Consider the following 13,888-nt stretch of genomic DNA (forward strand, 5'->3'; position numbering starts at 1 on the left):
CGCGCCAGCACGTGAGAATTGCGTGACACATGTTGGAGGCATTTCCCGTGGCCAGCGTTGATTTCCCCCTCACGGCAGATGAGGGCCTGGACGATCTCCCCCGAACTCTGAGGCGCGAACGAGAGGCGCGCGAGCGCGCAGCCCGGCAAAAGGAAGCTAAAGCGCGCGCCGCCACGCTCACCCATGACTTCGGCATTCAGGAACACGCATACCCTGCCGAAGTTCCAGCCGGAACGGCCGTCACGCGCTTCGACGTGCCTTTCACGCACCTCATGGCCTTCTCGATCAAGGCCGTGCTCGCCGCTATCCCCGCGCTGATGCTTCTCGGCGCCATTCTCTGGGTCGCCGGCGCCCTGCTCAAGGCCTACTTCCCCGAGCTGGTGCACATGCAGATCCTCATCAACTTCCCAAAGCCGGCCTGAGGCTACGGCACCGCGGTCATGCGCATCTCTTCGTTCGCAGCCGTCATTGCCGCCGCGGGCACGATCGTGCTCGCGGCGAGCGAGGGCTCCGACGCCCGCGACGCCGCCGACGCCTCACCGCAAGCGACAGACACGAGGAATACCGACAACCCGCTCGACGTGCGCGTCCCCATCCCATCCGCCTCGCGCGATGTGCACGACAACGGCTGCCGGGTCCGCTCCACGCCAGCGGAAACCTTCGCTGACATAGACGCTGACCTGCGTCACGTCGCCTTCGACGACCTCATCTCGGAGGCAATCGGGAGCGTGACAGTGCGCGCCGCAATCGATCCCCCCGCAACGTTCGTCGCTTCGCTCTCCACCCTCGACCCCGAAATGCGCACGCTGGTGATGCTCGATGTGCTTCGCAACAGCCTTGGACGCGACGGCCTGCACACCTTCTTCTATATGCGCATGGGCTCTTTCGCGCCGAACATTCGCGACGCATTGAAGCAAGCGGGGTTGCAGCACCACTACGACCAATTCTCGCAAGCCATGGCACTCTTCGGGCCAAAATACCCCCTCGCGGAGCGCGCACGCGCTGAGCGCTACGCCTACTCATCCCTCGACACGCCGATGAACGAATTCGACAAGCGCATGCTGCAGATCGCCGCCGAATTCGGCTCGCGCGATCAGTTCGGCAAGACCATTGCCGCCTATGTCGAACGCACCCCTGCTCTCTTCAAGCGCATAGAGGCAGAGCGCGCCCACCTGGGCGAGGTCGCCCGCCTGCGCTATCTCAATCGCGCGATCCTGCAGCGCGCTGCAGCCTGGATCGATGACGAGCGCCAGCTCGCGCGCAACCTCGCCAAGCTTCCCAAAGAGCAACGCACCCTGCTGGCCATGCACGTCTTCAATGCCGAGTTCGAGAACGGCGGCGTGCATCAGTTCTTCCTCAATTCCTCCGGTGCACTGGCACCTGAGGTTCACGCCGCTCTAGTCGAGCTCGGACTCGACCGGCAAGCGGCGATCTTCAAGCGCGGCCTCGACATGTTCGGAGCCAAGTATGAGCGCAATACCGAGAAGCGACGCACCCGCTTCTTCGATGATTCCGATTGGACCGATTGGGACAAGAAGCTCTCGGCGCTGACCGATGACTTCTATGCGCTCGACGGCGGCATGACTGTCGTTCAGTGGAACGACGGCGCAACTGTCGAAGGCGGACCGGGCATCTGGCCGGCCATGGCGGTCTACGCCCGCAACAAGGCGCTTCTGCCCTGCTGACACGCCGGTCAGTGCGCCGCCATATATCCGAGGTAAGCGATCACCGCATCGAGGTCGCTGCCGGATAGCGCCTTCTCGGTGAACCCGGGCATCTGCTGTTGCGGCCACGAGCGCACCGACTTCGGATCGCGGATCAGCGCCCTCAACCCTTGCGGGGTCAGATACTGCGTCGGGTTCATCGGCGAGCCGAGATCAGGACCGATGTCGGCGGCGCCTGCGCCCTTCATGCGATGACACGGCATGCATTGCGTCACGAACACCCCCTGCCCGCGCCTCGCCGGCGCGTCCGCCGGTAGGCCGTTATCCACCGCGATCTGCGGCCACCGCTGCGCCGGCGATTGCATGCCGGAAATCGCAACCGTCTGGTACGGCCAAAGCTCGGTGCCAACCTTGCTGCGCTCAGGGTTCTGCCACACGACGTAGAACGGACCAGCTGAGGCGTCCTTCCCCGGCAGCGGCGGCCATGGCTCGCCCGGCGGCTCGATCGCAACCCACGCGACGCTGCCGCCCTTCGCTGCTCCCGCAACGAGCTGCATCGGGATCTGCGAGACGAAGCCGTCAGCCGCCCGAACCTCCAGCGTATCGAAACGATCTCCAGCTTCCGGCCCGATCAGCGCTAGCAGCGGCACCGCCCGATAGCGCATCGCCTTGTGATACGAAACGTCGTCCGCGATTTCGATCGTCGCGACATCGGCACGCTTCAACAGCTCCTCGGCCGTAAGGCTGCGTGTCTCATCGCCGAACGTCACCGACAGCGCTTCGCCCGCGCACGCCGGAAAAGCAGCAAGCAGCGCCACCGCGAAGAAGAGCAATGCCTTGAGCATCAGCCACCCGACATTTGATCCGGCCATGCCGGCACTGTAGCGTCAGGGCATACCGGCAAGCAAAGGAGCTTTCGCATGTCCGGCAATGCCGACGCCCCCGAAGCCCAGCTCCGCGCCATCGACGGGGCGTTGGACGTCCTCTTCACCCTGCGCGAGGAGTTCGCCCAGTGGCTCGAGGAGGCTCAGAGCGAGGAACGCCGCGAGGAGCTGGAGAACGTCTATCGCCACATCGACACGATGGAGCGCGAATATCAGCGCCGCCGCGATGAGGCGATGAAGACGCTCGCAGCCAAAGGATAGCTACGCGCGCTCGCCAAGCTCTGTCACCGCCGCAGTCAGCGCATCCATCACGCCGGGCTCGGTAATGGCATGGCCCGCCTTGTCGACGATCTGCAGCCGGCAGTTGCCCCAAGCTTCCGCGAGATCATACGCCGTCTTGGGCGGACACAGCAGGTCATAGCGCCCCTGCACGATCACGCCCGGTATCCCGCGCAGCTTGTGCGCCTCGCGCAACAATTGATCGTCCTCGAGGAAGAAATTGCTACGAATGTAGTGCCCCTCGATGATCGGAGTTGGCGGCAGTCGCCCGCCAGTTCCCTCTCCAACCGCGACATGCGCGTCGGCGGGTGAAAGCTCCGAAAGCACCCGCTCGTAAGAGGCCCAAGCGCGTGCGGCTGGAAAATGCACCGCTGGATCTGCATCGGCGAGCCGACGCAGATAGGCAGCCAGCGGGTCGGACCGCTCATCCTCCGGCAACGCAGCGACGAACGCGTCATAAAGTTCAGGCCGAAATAGCTTCGGGCCTTCGATAAAGGCCCATTCGACTTCGCGCCGCGTCCCAAGAAAAATCGCGCGCAGCGCCAGAGCTCTCACGCGCTCCGGATGCGCCTCCGCATAAGCGACCGCCAGCGTCGAGCCCCACGAGCCGCCAACCACGAGCCAGCGATCGATGCCGAAATGCTCCCGGATCGCCTCGATATCGGCAACCTGCTTTTGCGTCGTGTTCTCGTTGAGCGACAGATGCGGATGGCTTCGCCCCGCCCCGCGCTGATCGAACAGAAACGCGTGAAAGCGCGCCGGGTCGAACAGCCTGCGATGGATGTGCTGCGAGCCGCTCCCGGGCCCTCCATGCAGGAAAATCGCCGGAACACCGCCGCGCCTGCCCACCTCCTCGACATACAGCCAATGCCCGTCACCGACGAAAAGCATGCGCGCGTCGAACGGGCGCAAGGCATCAGAGCTTGGTGCGCTATCAGGCATGACGCGTGTGTGCCGCTCCCCGCCCCGCCGCGCAAGCCCCAATCATCATCTCTTGATCCAAGAGCTGCAGCGAATGGGTTAAGCTTCGTTGTGGCGATCCTTGCTGGATGCCACTTGTCGGCCCACGACGAGAACGAAACCCGCAGAGCCGGAATTCAAATGCAGATCGCGATCCTCGGGGCCGGTGGTGTCGGCGGCTATCTCGGAGCCCGTCTGATCGAGGGCGGCGCCGACGTCGTCTTTCTCGTTCGCGAGCAGCGCGCCGCCCAACTCCGCTCAGACGGCCTCGTCTTGAAGAGCGTCCTCGGCGATTTCTGCGCACCCGTCCAGACTTTGCTCGCGGGAGCGCCGACCCAACTTCGGCCGGACGCCGTCATTCTCGCGTGCAAGGAGCCCGCACTCGGCGCGGCGTTGGAAGCAGTCGCCCCAATGCTCGGCCCGCAAACCCGGTTGCTGCCTGTCCTCAATGGCATCCGGCACCTCGACACGATTGCGGCGCGTTTTCCGCAATCGCCCATTCTCGGCGGTATCGTCCACGGCGCAACCGATCTGCGCCCAGATGGCGTCATCGCGCACCTTTCCCCATTCATGACCGTCATCGTCGGACCGATCGCGGCGGCAACGGACCCGGTCGCAACAGAGCTGGTCGAACGCCTGAAGACAGCGGGCACCGAGGCCTACGCGACCCACGAGATTCGGCAGGACATGTGGAACAAGTTCGTGTTCCTGGCAGCGTTCGCAGGCATCACCTCGCTCATGCGCGCAAACATCGGCACCATTGTCGTGGCCGGCGCCCGCGAGTTGGTCCTGCAGTTGCTGGAAGAAACTCGGTCGGTTGCCGCGGCCGAGGGCTTCACCCCGCCCACGCAACTGATGCACGAATACCAGTCGCTGCTGACTGAGGAGCAATCCCCGCTCACGTCGTCGATGCTGCGCGACATCCAAGCCGGTCGCCGCACCGAGGGCGCTCACATCCTCGGCGACATGCTGTCTCGCGCACAGCGCCTCGGCCTGTCGACGCCGATGCTCCATGTCGCCGCCGCACACGTCGAGGCATACGAACGAAACTTGGAACCAAGAGCGTAGCGCCCCTAGTCAGAGCCCGGCGCTAGAGTAGCGGAATAAGATAGGTGATGACGCCGCGCGCCTGCGGCTGCTGCGTCTCGCCGGGTGGATTGTTCGGAAACTCCACCGCCGAATAGAAAAGCTGCACATAGATGTTCTTCAGCGGGCCCGCGGTCGGCAGATACTCGAGCTCGACGTTGAACTCGTTCTGCCGTGCCGAAGGAGGATCGCCCGCCTCTGCGGGGATCGCGCCCCACGACCACCCATAACGCGTCTGTACCTTCAGGCCGTCGAGCAGCACGTGCGATAGATCATAAGCCGCCCCGATGACCACCGTATCCTGGCCGGCTTGATTGAAGTTGAGCTGATCCAGAACCGTGTAAGCGGGAAAGCTCCCGAAGGGCCCCTGCAGATCCGCACTGTCGCCGTTCTGCGAAGCGGCGACGAGCACCGTCGCATAGTCGTAGCTGGCCGCAACGCGCGCCGAGAACTGGTTTGTCGAATAGGGCGCCCCGTCCATCAGATCGCTGCCGACGGTCCTCTGATCCGTATAGTTCGCGCTGATGCGAAACTGCATCGGCGCCGCATCGATGATCCAATCCACCTCGGCAAACGTCGTGTTCAGCACATCGGGAACAAGATAGTCGACGGCACCGATGGTGAGCCCCTTGGTCGGCATCACCTTGGCGCCACCCACCGCTATGCCCCTGTCCTCGTTCGCGCCGAGCGCCTCGGAAAAAGGAACGAAGCGGCTGCTGTCGCGCGCCTTGAACCCCCACAGGTAGACCAACCCGTAGTCATAGGTTTGCGTCTCGCCGCGCTCACGCATCAGCGCGACCCCCTCGAACGCGTTCGGGATCATGCGGTTGTCCTGCGGGTTGAGGTACGGCGTCTTGATCAGCTGGCGGCCGACGATGAGATCCTGCCCAAAGCCCCGCAGTCGCGCGTTGGCGACGCCAAGTGAGCTGACTTCAGCCTGATCGTCGGTCAGCAGCAAGGTGCCGCCTTCACCTTCGGGCGCCCACAACGGTTGCGACGTCACCCCCGCCAGCTCGACCTGCAGCCATCCGTCATGGAAGCCGGTAAGCAACGCCAGTGCCGTGCCGCCCGCCCAGGCCTTCGATGCCGGTCCTTCGGCATTGTCCCGGCCAAGATCCTAGGTGCGCACGTACGCCGCAAGCTTCAGGTCGCGGAAGAACGGGTCCGCATAGCGCAGCCTTTCCTTCAAATCCTGCCACAGCACGGGACCATCGTCGGCCGGCAGCGACACATCCGGCCGTCCCCCGCGCGGTCCACCTGGCAAGGGAACCTGCTTATCGAACGTGCGCTGGATGGGGCTGTAGATTCCGGAGGCCGATGAAGGAATACGCTCCGCGTCATCGTCCTGGTCCGCCCAAGCCGATCTCGGTGCGCTGACCGCGGCAAGCAGACTGACGACCAACAAAGCAGCTCGCGTGGCGCGCGGCTGACGTCTGGCTCTCATGAATTCCGCAAGAGAATCAATGTTGCCTGCGCACATCCCGGGTACCAGAGCGTAACTTTCGCGACAAGCGGCGCATCAGGCGGGTATCTTCGCTCGGGCAGCTATGCTGCATCGGAGAACGACCTGGATGTCCACTGAGATCCAAGCAAGCGGCCGCTGCCTTTGCGGCGCCGTCACTATCGCCATCAACGGCACGCCCGTGCGCATGGCCCAGTGCCACTGCCGCGATTGCCAGCGCAGCTCCGGCACCGGGCACGTCTCCAACGCGATCTTCCATGCATCGGACGTCGCCGTCACCGGCGAGTTGAAGCAGTTCACCGTAACGACCGACAGCGGCAACGACTACACGCGCTTCTTCTGCCCGCAGTGTGGTGGACGCATCTACGGCGCCCACACTGGCCGCCCGGGCATGGTCATCGTCCACGTCGGCATGCTGGACGACAGCGCGTGGTTCGCGCCGCAAATGGTGCTCTATACGCGCAGCCGCCCGCACTGGGACATCACCACGCCGGACGTCCCGAACTTCGAGACATCGCCGCCCGTTCCGCGAGCGCCGGCCAAGTAGGTCGGGCTAGCCTCTCAGCACACGGCCGGCGACGGCATCGAGCTTCGCCATCAGAGCCGGATCGCGCGCTTCAGGCGAAGTGATGATCGCCACGTCGAGGCAGCTGTCCGAGCCGATCGGACACCGCTGATGCTCGCGCGGAAAAATCTCCGCGAGCTTGTGCACGAGTCGCTGCGCCTTCTCGGTGTTGTCCTTCATCACCGCAATCACCGCCGCGACATCGACGTGCGCCACTTCCTCGTGCCAGCAGTCGTAGTCAGTCACCATCGCGACGGTCGCGTAGCAAATCTCGGCTTCGCGCGCGAGTTTCGCCTCCGGCATGTTGGTCATGCCGATCACGTCGCAGCCCCAGCTGCGGTACAGGAAGGATTCCGCCCTCGTCGAGAACTGCGGCCCCTCCATCACGAGATACGTGCCGCCCTTCGTGCAGTCGATGTTTTCCGCTTTCGCCGCCTGCTCGACCGTATCGACCAGCAGCGGGCTGACCGGGTGCGCCATCGATACGTGCGCCACGCAGCCTTCTCCGAAGAAGCTCTTCTCGCGCGCGAACGTGCGGTCGATGAACTGATCGACCAGCACGAAATGGCCCGGCGCGTATTGGTCCTTCAGTGATCCGCACGCCGAGATCGACACGAGGTCGGTCACGCCCGCCCGCTTCAGCGCGTCGATATTGGCGCGGAAGTTGATGTGCGTCGGCGAGATGCGATGGCCACGCCCGTGGCGCGGCAGAAAGCGGAACGGCAGCCCGTCGATTTCCGCGAACAGGATCTCGTCCGAAGGCTCGCCCCACGCACTGGAGACCTTCTCCCAGTGCGGGTTTTGGATGCCGGGCAGGTTGTAGAAGCCGCTGCCGCCGATGATTCCAAGGACGGATTTGACCACGGCTTCCCCCATTCGTTCAGGCCCGGCACCACCAGGGCCGCTTAATGCTCCACGCGCGACCAGATCTTCTTCTTGACCAGGAACAGCAGCACAGTGGTGATGAACAGATACAGCATCACCTGCCAGCCGAGCCGCTTGCGCGCGTCGAGCGTCGGATCGGACGCCCACGCAAGGAACGCCGTCACGTCGCGAGCATTCTGATCGAGCGAGCCTTTGACGCCCGATTCCGGCTGATACTCGACGAAGGCATCCTTCGACAGCGGAGCCGGCATCGCCAGCTGATGTCCCGGGAAAGCCACGTTGTAGTTCATGCCGTCCTGCATGTGCATATCGGCCGGCGCCTCGTGATAACCCATCAGCAGCGCGTAGAGATAGTCCGCACCGCCCTCCTGGTAGCCGATGGCGATGTCGCGCAGCATTAGGAGCCACTGGTTGTACCAGGCCGACGGCTGCTCGGCGCTACGCGCCTTGACGATCAGCGACAGGTCCGGAGGCAGTGCGCCGTTCTGCGCCGCCCGCGCCTGCACGTCATTCTTGTAGGGCCCGATGATCGGGTCCGGCAGGCCGGGCAGGCGATCGATCGGGTTGCCCTCATCGTCCAGCTCGCCCGAGATCTGATACGGCCAAGCCTTGGCCAGCGCCTTCACCGATTCCTCGGGGAACTGCGGACCGCCCGGCTGCACGAGGTTGCGGAACTTCACGCGCTTCAGGCTATGGCAGGCCGAGCAGACCTGCTGGAACACCTGGAAGCCGCGCTGCAACTGCGCCTGATCGTACTGACCGGTGAAGCCGCCGAACGTCCAGTCCTGGCGCTCGATAGCAGCGCCGTGCCCGGATTCAGCCTTCGCGGCCCCGCCGAGGAGCGGCAGAGCACCCACGAGGGCCAGTGCCGCGATGCGCCATCTTGGCTGCACGAGTTTCATGGGAGCCCCCCGTCAGCTCTTGGCCGGCGCAAGCTTCGCGCCTTTATTTTTTGCGAGCACCGCCTCGGTTATCGACCCCGGAACCTTCAGCGGCGTCTCGAACCAGCCGACAAGCGGCATTACGATCAGGAAGTGCGCGAAGTAGTAGAACGTGAACACCCGCGCCCAGAACACGTATTCCGCTTCCGCCGGCTTCGAGCCGAGCCAGCCCAGCGCCAGGCAGGTGAAGGCAAACAGCCAGAAGAACCAGCGATAGACCGGCCGATACTTGGTCGAGCGCACACGGCTGGTGTCGAGCCAGGGCACGAACAGCAGGACCGCAATCGCCGAGAACATCGCGATAACGCCGCCCAGCTTGGAAGGAATGGCGCGCAGGATCGCGTAGAACGGCAAGAAGTACCACTCCGGCACGATGTGTGGCGGCGTCACCAGCGGGTTCGCCGGCGTGTAGTTGTCGGCATGGCCCAGATAATCGGGCAGGAAGAACGCGAACCAGCAGAACAGCAGCAGGAAGGCGAAGAGACCGGCCGCATCCTTCGATGTCGCAAACGGCGTGAACGGCACGGCGTCCGAGGGCGTCTTGATATCAAGACCCGTCGGGCTGTTCTGCCCGACGACATGCAGCGCCCACAGGTGCAGACCGACGACGGCAGCGAGCACGAACGGCAGCAGATAGTGCAGCGCATAGAACCGGTTGAGCGTCACGCCCGAAACCGAGAAGCCGCCCCACAGCCATTCAACGATGGTGGTGCCGAGCCCCTTCCAGATGCTGTCCAGCGACGAGAAGAGGTTGGTGATGACGGTCACGCCCCAGAGGCTCATCTGGCCCCATGGCAGCGAGTACCCCATGAATGCCGTCGCCATCATCACGAGGAAGATCAGCACGCCTAAGATCCACAGCACCTCGCGCGGCGCCTTGTAGGAGCCGTAGTAGAGGCCGCGGAAGATGTGCACGTAGGCGGCAAGGAAGAACATCGAGGCGCCGACCGCATGCAGGTTGCGCAGCAGCCAGCCGAAGTTGACGTCGCGGCGGATCGCTTCGATCGAGTCGAACGCGGCTTCCGCGCTCGGCTGGTAGTGCATCGCCAGCACCACGCCGGTGACGATCTGCGCCACCAGCATGAACGTCAGGATGCCGCCGAACGTCCACCAGTAGTTGAGGTTACGCGGCGTGGGGAAATCCACCGCCTGCGCGTGGAGCATGCGAAAGATCGGCAGGCGAGCATCCAGCCATTTGCCGAATGCTGTCGTCGGCTCGTAAGTCGATTCGTGAGGTAGCCCAGACATGGAGTTCCGCCCGCCCGTCAGCCGATTTTGATTTTGGTGTCGGATACGAAGTTATAGACCGGCACTTCGAGATTGCGCGGAGCCGGCCCCTTACGGATGCGACCCGCCGTATCGTAGTGCGAGCCGTGGCAAGGGCAGAACCAGCCGCCGAAGTCACCACGCGAATCGCCCAGCGTCTGCCCCTTGGGGATGCAGCCGAGATGCGTGCAGATACCAACCATGATCAGCCAGTTCTCGTGGCCGTCCTTGGTGCGGTTGGGATCCGTCGCCGGCGTGTCCTCCGGCAGCGCATCATTGCGCGCCAGCGGATCGACGAGCTGATCGATCGGAACCGCAACCGCCACCTTGATCTCTTCAGGCGTGCGATGGCGAATGAAGACCGGCTTGCCGCGCCACAGCACGGTGATCGCCTGACCTTCTTTCACGGGTGACAGCTCAACCTCGATCGAGGCCAAGGCCTGCGCACCTGCGTCAGGATTCATCTGTTGAATGAAGGGCCACAGTGTCATCGCGCCGCCCACGGCTACGAATGCCCCTGCCGCCAGGACCAAGAAATCCCTCCGGTCCGGTTCTTCGGCGTCAACTGCCACGGGTGCCTCCGCTTAGATCGCTGGCTCGGTCGAGCCGCGTTTTGACTTTTATTATCCGTCGGCTGGTGCCGGCAGGGAGTGACGTCCGGCTCAGGTGGGCTGTAGACCATCGAGCCCGGGCGCTGCAGCGCGATAGGGCTACAGAACCAGGCGCTTTGCCATGCGGTTTATTGACATCGTTCTAAAAGCTGCTCAACCCCGGACGCGTAGAAACCCGTAGGCAATTTGGCGCATAGCCGTCCAAATGCTGATTAACATCACTCAGCCGCGTCTTGCGCCAGGAACCCTCCCGACTGGCGCGCCCAAAGCTCGGCATAAAGGCCGCCACGCCGCAGAAGGTCGGCATGTGAGCCCTGCTCGATGATGCGCCCGCCATCCATGATCACGAGACGATCCATCGCTGCGATCGTCGACAGGCGATGCGCAATCGCGATAACCGTCTTGCCTTTCATGAGGTTGGTGAGCTGCTCCTGGATCGCCGCTTCCACCTCGGAGTCGAGCGCACTGGTCGCCTCGTCGAGCACCAGGATCGGCGCATCCTTCAAAAGCACGCGCGCGATCGCAACGCGCTGGCGCTGCCCGCCCGACAGTTTCACGCCTCGCTCGCCGACGTGCGCCTCATAGCCTTTGCGGCCTTTGAGGTCCTCGAGCCCGACGATGAAATCGTGCGCGGCGGCTTTTTGCGCCGCAGTCACCGCATCCGCGTCCACCGCATCCGGCCGCCCGTAAAGAATGTTCTCCATCACCGACCGATGCAGCAGCGAGGTATCCTGTGTGACCATGCCGATCTGGGCGCGCAGGCTGTCCTGAGTAACGTGCGAGATGTCCTGATCATCGATCAGAATGCGCCCGCCATCGAGGTCGTAGAACCGCAGCAGCAGACTGACGAGCGTCGACTTGCCCGCACCCGACCGGCCGACCAGGCCCACCTTCTCGCCCGGCGCCACACGCAGCGACAGATCGCCGATAACGCTGCCGCGCTCGGAACCCACCTCGCGGTTGTAGTTGAAGTTCACACGATCGAAGACGATCTCGCCCTTCGTCACCTTGAGCGGCTTGGCATCCGGGGCGTCGACGACACTGCGTCCGCGCGCGATCGTCTCCAACCCGTCATGAACGACACCGATGTTCTCGAACAGTCCGGCCGTCTCCCACATGATCCAGTGCGACATGCCCTGCAGGCGCAGCACCAGGCCCACCGACAGCGCGATTGCGCCGGTAGAGACGGCATCGATCGACCACAGCCACAGCGACGTTCCCGCCACCGAGAACAGCAGCGCCGCGTTGAGACAGTTGAGCGCCACCGTCAGCAGCGTCACGAGGCGCAACTGCTGCTGCGTGATGTCGAGGAAGCTCTGCATGCTGTCCTGCGCATAGCCGTCCTCGCGCTCGGCATGCGCAAACATCTTCACGGTCGCAATGTTTGTGTAGCTGTCGACCACCCGCCCCGTCATCACCGAACGGGCGTCCGACTGCGCATGCGAGATCTTGCCGAGGCGCGGAATGAAGTAGCGCATCGCCACGAGATAGCCGCCGAGCCACAGGACCAGCGGGGCCGACAAACGAATATCCGTTGCCGCAAACAACAGCACAGCGCCAGTGAAGTAGATCGAAACGTAAAGCAGCACTTCGGTGATCTTCATGACCACCTCGCGCACCGACATCGCCGTCTGCATCACCTTCGTGGCGACGCGTCCAGCGAAGTCGTTATTAAAAAAGTCTATGGACTGCCGCAGCACATAGCGATGCGCCTGCCAGCGCGTGCGCATGGTGAAGCTTGCCAGCAGTCCCTGATGGATGATGGCTTCGTAGAGAAACTTGAGGCTCGGCAGCACCAGCAGCACAACGCCCGCCATCCCCAGAAGGAAAAGGCCGTGCGTGGACCAGAACGTGGCGCGATCCGCCTTCTGCAGCCAGTCGACGAGACTGCCGAGGAACCCGAACAGCGATACTTCGATCAGCGCGATCGTCGCCGACAGCACGGCCGAAACTGCGATCAGCGGCCAGAACGGGCGCGTGTAATGCGCAATGAACCCCCAGAACGAGGCAGGCGGCATCGCCGGCTGAACGGCCGGGAAGGCTTCAACGTGCGTTTCGAGCCGGCGGAATAGGCTGGCGATCATGATTGGCTCCGGGCCGCATGGGCCGACGACGAGGCGCACGGATGCTTGCGCGAGCACCGCAAAGCGCAAATTGTTCGGTTTTTCCTGGTCTTGGAGCCCATTCCCGAGGTGCGCCCCTAGACAGCGTTGCACCGGATATATAGGGGGAATTGCGCCAACAAAAGGGATCAAGGGGTAACGAATGGCCGATCTTGCGGCATCGCAAAGCGCCGACGAGTTGAACGACCGCAAGGAAAAGGCCAGAGCCTGGTTCGAGGAGCTGCGCGATGGCATCTGCGCCGCCTTCGAAAAAATCGAGGACGACCTCCCCGACGGCACTGCCCTTTCAGATCGCGATCCCGGCCGCTTCGTGCGCACGCCCTGGCAGCGCTCCGATCACACCGGCGCGCCCGGCGGCGGCGGCACCATGAGCCTGATGCACGGCCGCGTGTTCGAGAAGGTCGGCGTACACACGTCCACCGTGTTCGGCGAGTTTGCCCCCGAGTTCCGCAAGCAGATCCCCGGCGCCGAAGAGCACCCGCAGTTTTGGGCTTCCGGTATTTCCCTCATCGCCCATCCACAGAACCCGAACGTCCCCGCCGTGCATATGAACACGCGCATGGTCGTCACCTCGAATTGGTGGTTCGGCGGCGGCGCCGATCTGACACCCGTGCTCGATCGCCGCCGCACCGAAAGCGATGCCGACACGCTCGCCTTCCACGCCGCCATGTATGGCGCCTGTGCAGGCCACCCCATCGCCGACTACCCGCGTTATCGCGCCTGGTGCGATGAGTATTTCTACTTGCCGCATCGCAAGGAAATGCGCGGCGTCGGCGGCATCTTCTACGACTACCTGACGCCGAAACCCGAGGAAGGCGGCTGGGATGCGGCATTCGCCTTCACCCAGGACGTCGGTCGCGCCTTCCAGCGCGTCTACCCGATGCTCGTGCGCGGTAACTTCCGGATGCCCTGGACCGAGGCCGACCGCGAGGAGCAACTCGTGCGCCGCGGCCGCTACGTCGAGTTCAACTTGCTCTATGATCGCGGAACGGTTTTCGGCCTGAAGACGGGCGGCAACGTCGACTCCATCCTGTCCTCAATGCCCCCCATCGTGAAGTGGCCGTGAGCGTCACTCATCCCCTCTCCCCGTTCTCCACGGGGAGAGGGTTAGGGTGAGGGGCAGAAAAATTGGGTGAGGGTCGGCCCGGGCCCATCCCAAAGC

General features: G+C 63.8%; 14 protein-coding genes and 1 pseudogene. 6 read left to right on the top strand and 9 right to left on the bottom strand.

Translation table 11 applies throughout. The annotated features are described in order from the left end of the window. Nucleotides 1-47: 47 nt before the first annotated feature. Nucleotides 48-422 (top strand): hypothetical protein, encoded by a 375-nt coding sequence (locus ACP15D_RS07350; protein ID WP_424956881.1) that lies wholly within the window; start codon nt 48-50, stop codon nt 420-422. Nucleotides 423-440: 18 nt separating this feature from the next. Beyond that, a complete protein-coding gene (locus ACP15D_RS07355; RefSeq protein WP_424956882.1) occupies nt 441-1,685 on the top strand; it encodes a DMP19 family protein in 1,245 nt (414 codons plus the stop codon). Between the two features lie 8 nt (nt 1,686-1,693). On the opposite strand, the gene ACP15D_RS07360 is transcribed toward ACP15D_RS07355, so the two are convergent. Beyond that, on the bottom strand, nt 1,694-2,536 hold the full coding sequence (locus ACP15D_RS07360; RefSeq protein ID WP_424956883.1) for a c-type cytochrome: 843 nt from the start codon (nt 2,534-2,536) through the stop codon (nt 1,694-1,696). Between the two features lie 48 nt (nt 2,537-2,584). Here ACP15D_RS07360 and ACP15D_RS07365 point away from each other — a divergent pair, with 48 nt between their 5' ends. Continuing rightward, nucleotides 2,585-2,809, top strand: a complete 225-nt coding sequence (locus ACP15D_RS07365; RefSeq protein ID WP_424956884.1) for a hypothetical protein — start codon at nt 2,585-2,587, stop codon at nt 2,807-2,809. On the opposite strand, the gene pip is transcribed toward ACP15D_RS07365, so the two are convergent. Then, complete coding sequence (gene pip, locus ACP15D_RS07370; RefSeq protein ID WP_424956885.1) at nt 2,810-3,769, bottom strand: prolyl aminopeptidase; 960 nt, start codon at nt 3,767-3,769, stop codon at nt 2,810-2,812. It abuts the gene before it with no gap. A 159-nt stretch (nt 3,770-3,928) separates the two neighbouring features. Here pip and ACP15D_RS07375 point away from each other — a divergent pair, with 159 nt between their 5' ends. Further along, nucleotides 3,929-4,855, top strand: a complete 927-nt coding sequence (locus ACP15D_RS07375) for a ketopantoate reductase family protein (protein ID WP_424956886.1) — start codon at nt 3,929-3,931, stop codon at nt 4,853-4,855. 22 nt (nt 4,856-4,877) lie between these two features. Here ACP15D_RS07375 and ACP15D_RS07380 read toward each other — a convergent pair. Then, nucleotides 4,878-5,963 (bottom strand): annotated as a pseudogene (locus ACP15D_RS07380) (OprD family outer membrane porin); the annotation flags it as partial. 27 nt (nt 5,964-5,990) lie between these two features. Further along, nucleotides 5,991-6,317, bottom strand: a complete 327-nt coding sequence (locus ACP15D_RS07385) for a hypothetical protein (RefSeq protein ID WP_424956887.1) — start codon at nt 6,315-6,317, stop codon at nt 5,991-5,993. 127 nt (nt 6,318-6,444) lie between these two features. Here ACP15D_RS07385 and ACP15D_RS07390 point away from each other — a divergent pair, with 127 nt between their 5' ends. Further along, a complete protein-coding gene (locus ACP15D_RS07390; protein WP_424956888.1) occupies nt 6,445-6,882 on the top strand; it encodes a GFA family protein in 438 nt (145 codons plus the stop codon). Between the two features lie 6 nt (nt 6,883-6,888). On the opposite strand, the gene ACP15D_RS07395 is transcribed toward ACP15D_RS07390, so the two are convergent. The 5 genes from ACP15D_RS07395 to ACP15D_RS07415 all read right to left on the bottom strand — a co-directional run bounded on the left by ACP15D_RS07395 (nt 6,889) and on the right by ACP15D_RS07415 (nt 12,687). Beyond that, the gene (locus ACP15D_RS07395; RefSeq protein WP_424956889.1) at nt 6,889-7,764 is read right to left on the bottom strand and encodes an S-methyl-5'-thioadenosine phosphorylase; all 876 of its coding nucleotides are present in this window, start codon (nt 7,762-7,764) and stop codon (nt 6,889-6,891) included. A gap of 41 nt (nt 7,765-7,805) precedes the next feature. Further along, complete coding sequence (locus ACP15D_RS07400; RefSeq protein ID WP_424956890.1) at nt 7,806-8,687, bottom strand: cytochrome c1; 882 nt, start codon at nt 8,685-8,687, stop codon at nt 7,806-7,808. Nucleotides 8,688-8,699: 12 nt separating this feature from the next. Then, nucleotides 8,700-9,974: a cytochrome b gene (locus ACP15D_RS07405; protein WP_424956891.1), complete on the bottom strand. Its 1,275-nt coding sequence runs from the start codon at nt 9,972-9,974 to the stop codon at nt 8,700-8,702. 17 nt (nt 9,975-9,991) lie between these two features. After that, nucleotides 9,992-10,564, bottom strand: coding sequence for a ubiquinol-cytochrome c reductase iron-sulfur subunit (petA, locus tag ACP15D_RS07410; protein ID WP_424956892.1), 573 nt, complete (start codon nt 10,562-10,564; stop codon nt 9,992-9,994). A 257-nt stretch (nt 10,565-10,821) separates the two neighbouring features. Beyond that, the gene (locus ACP15D_RS07415; protein ID WP_424956893.1) at nt 10,822-12,687 is read right to left on the bottom strand and encodes an ABC transporter ATP-binding protein; all 1,866 of its coding nucleotides are present in this window, start codon (nt 12,685-12,687) and stop codon (nt 10,822-10,824) included. Between the two features lie 181 nt (nt 12,688-12,868). Between ACP15D_RS07415 and hemF the strand changes: the two genes are divergently transcribed. Continuing rightward, nucleotides 12,869-13,792, top strand: coding sequence for an oxygen-dependent coproporphyrinogen oxidase (gene hemF, locus ACP15D_RS07420; protein WP_424956894.1), 924 nt, complete (start codon nt 12,869-12,871; stop codon nt 13,790-13,792). Nucleotides 13,793-13,888: the final 96 nt, after the last annotated feature.

Origin of the sequence: Hyphomicrobium sp. 1Nfss2.1, assembly GCF_965243865.1 — a bacterium.
In the GTDB taxonomy this organism is placed as follows: Bacteria; Pseudomonadota; Alphaproteobacteria; order Rhizobiales; family Hyphomicrobiaceae; genus Hyphomicrobium_A.

Excerpts from the sequence above, each read along its gene's own strand:
- ACP15D_RS07355 (WP_424956882.1), top strand. The coding sequence starts at position 441 with ATGCGCATCTCTTCGTTCGCAGCCGTCATTGCCGCCGCGGGCACGATC.
- ACP15D_RS07360 (WP_424956883.1), bottom strand. The coding sequence starts at position 2,536 with ATGGCCGGATCAAATGTCGGGTGGCTGATGCTCAAGGCATTGCTCTTC.
- ACP15D_RS07365 (WP_424956884.1), top strand. The coding sequence starts at position 2,585 with ATGTCCGGCAATGCCGACGCCCCCGAAGCCCAGCTCCGCGCCATCGAC.
- pip (WP_424956885.1), bottom strand. The coding sequence starts at position 3,769 with ATGCCTGATAGCGCACCAAGCTCTGATGCCTTGCGCCCGTTCGACGCG.
- ACP15D_RS07375 (WP_424956886.1), top strand. The coding sequence starts at position 3,929 with ATGCAGATCGCGATCCTCGGGGCCGGTGGTGTCGGCGGCTATCTCGGA.
- ACP15D_RS07385 (WP_424956887.1), bottom strand. The coding sequence starts at position 6,317 with ATGAGAGCCAGACGTCAGCCGCGCGCCACGCGAGCTGCTTTGTTGGTC.
- ACP15D_RS07390 (WP_424956888.1), top strand. The coding sequence starts at position 6,445 with ATGTCCACTGAGATCCAAGCAAGCGGCCGCTGCCTTTGCGGCGCCGTC.
- ACP15D_RS07400 (WP_424956890.1), bottom strand. The coding sequence starts at position 8,687 with ATGAAACTCGTGCAGCCAAGATGGCGCATCGCGGCACTGGCCCTCGTG.
- ACP15D_RS07405 (WP_424956891.1), bottom strand. The coding sequence starts at position 9,974 with ATGTCTGGGCTACCTCACGAATCGACTTACGAGCCGACGACAGCATTC.
- ACP15D_RS07415 (WP_424956893.1), bottom strand. The coding sequence starts at position 12,687 with ATGATCGCCAGCCTATTCCGCCGGCTCGAAACGCACGTTGAAGCCTTC.
- hemF (WP_424956894.1), top strand. The coding sequence starts at position 12,869 with ATGGCCGATCTTGCGGCATCGCAAAGCGCCGACGAGTTGAACGACCGC.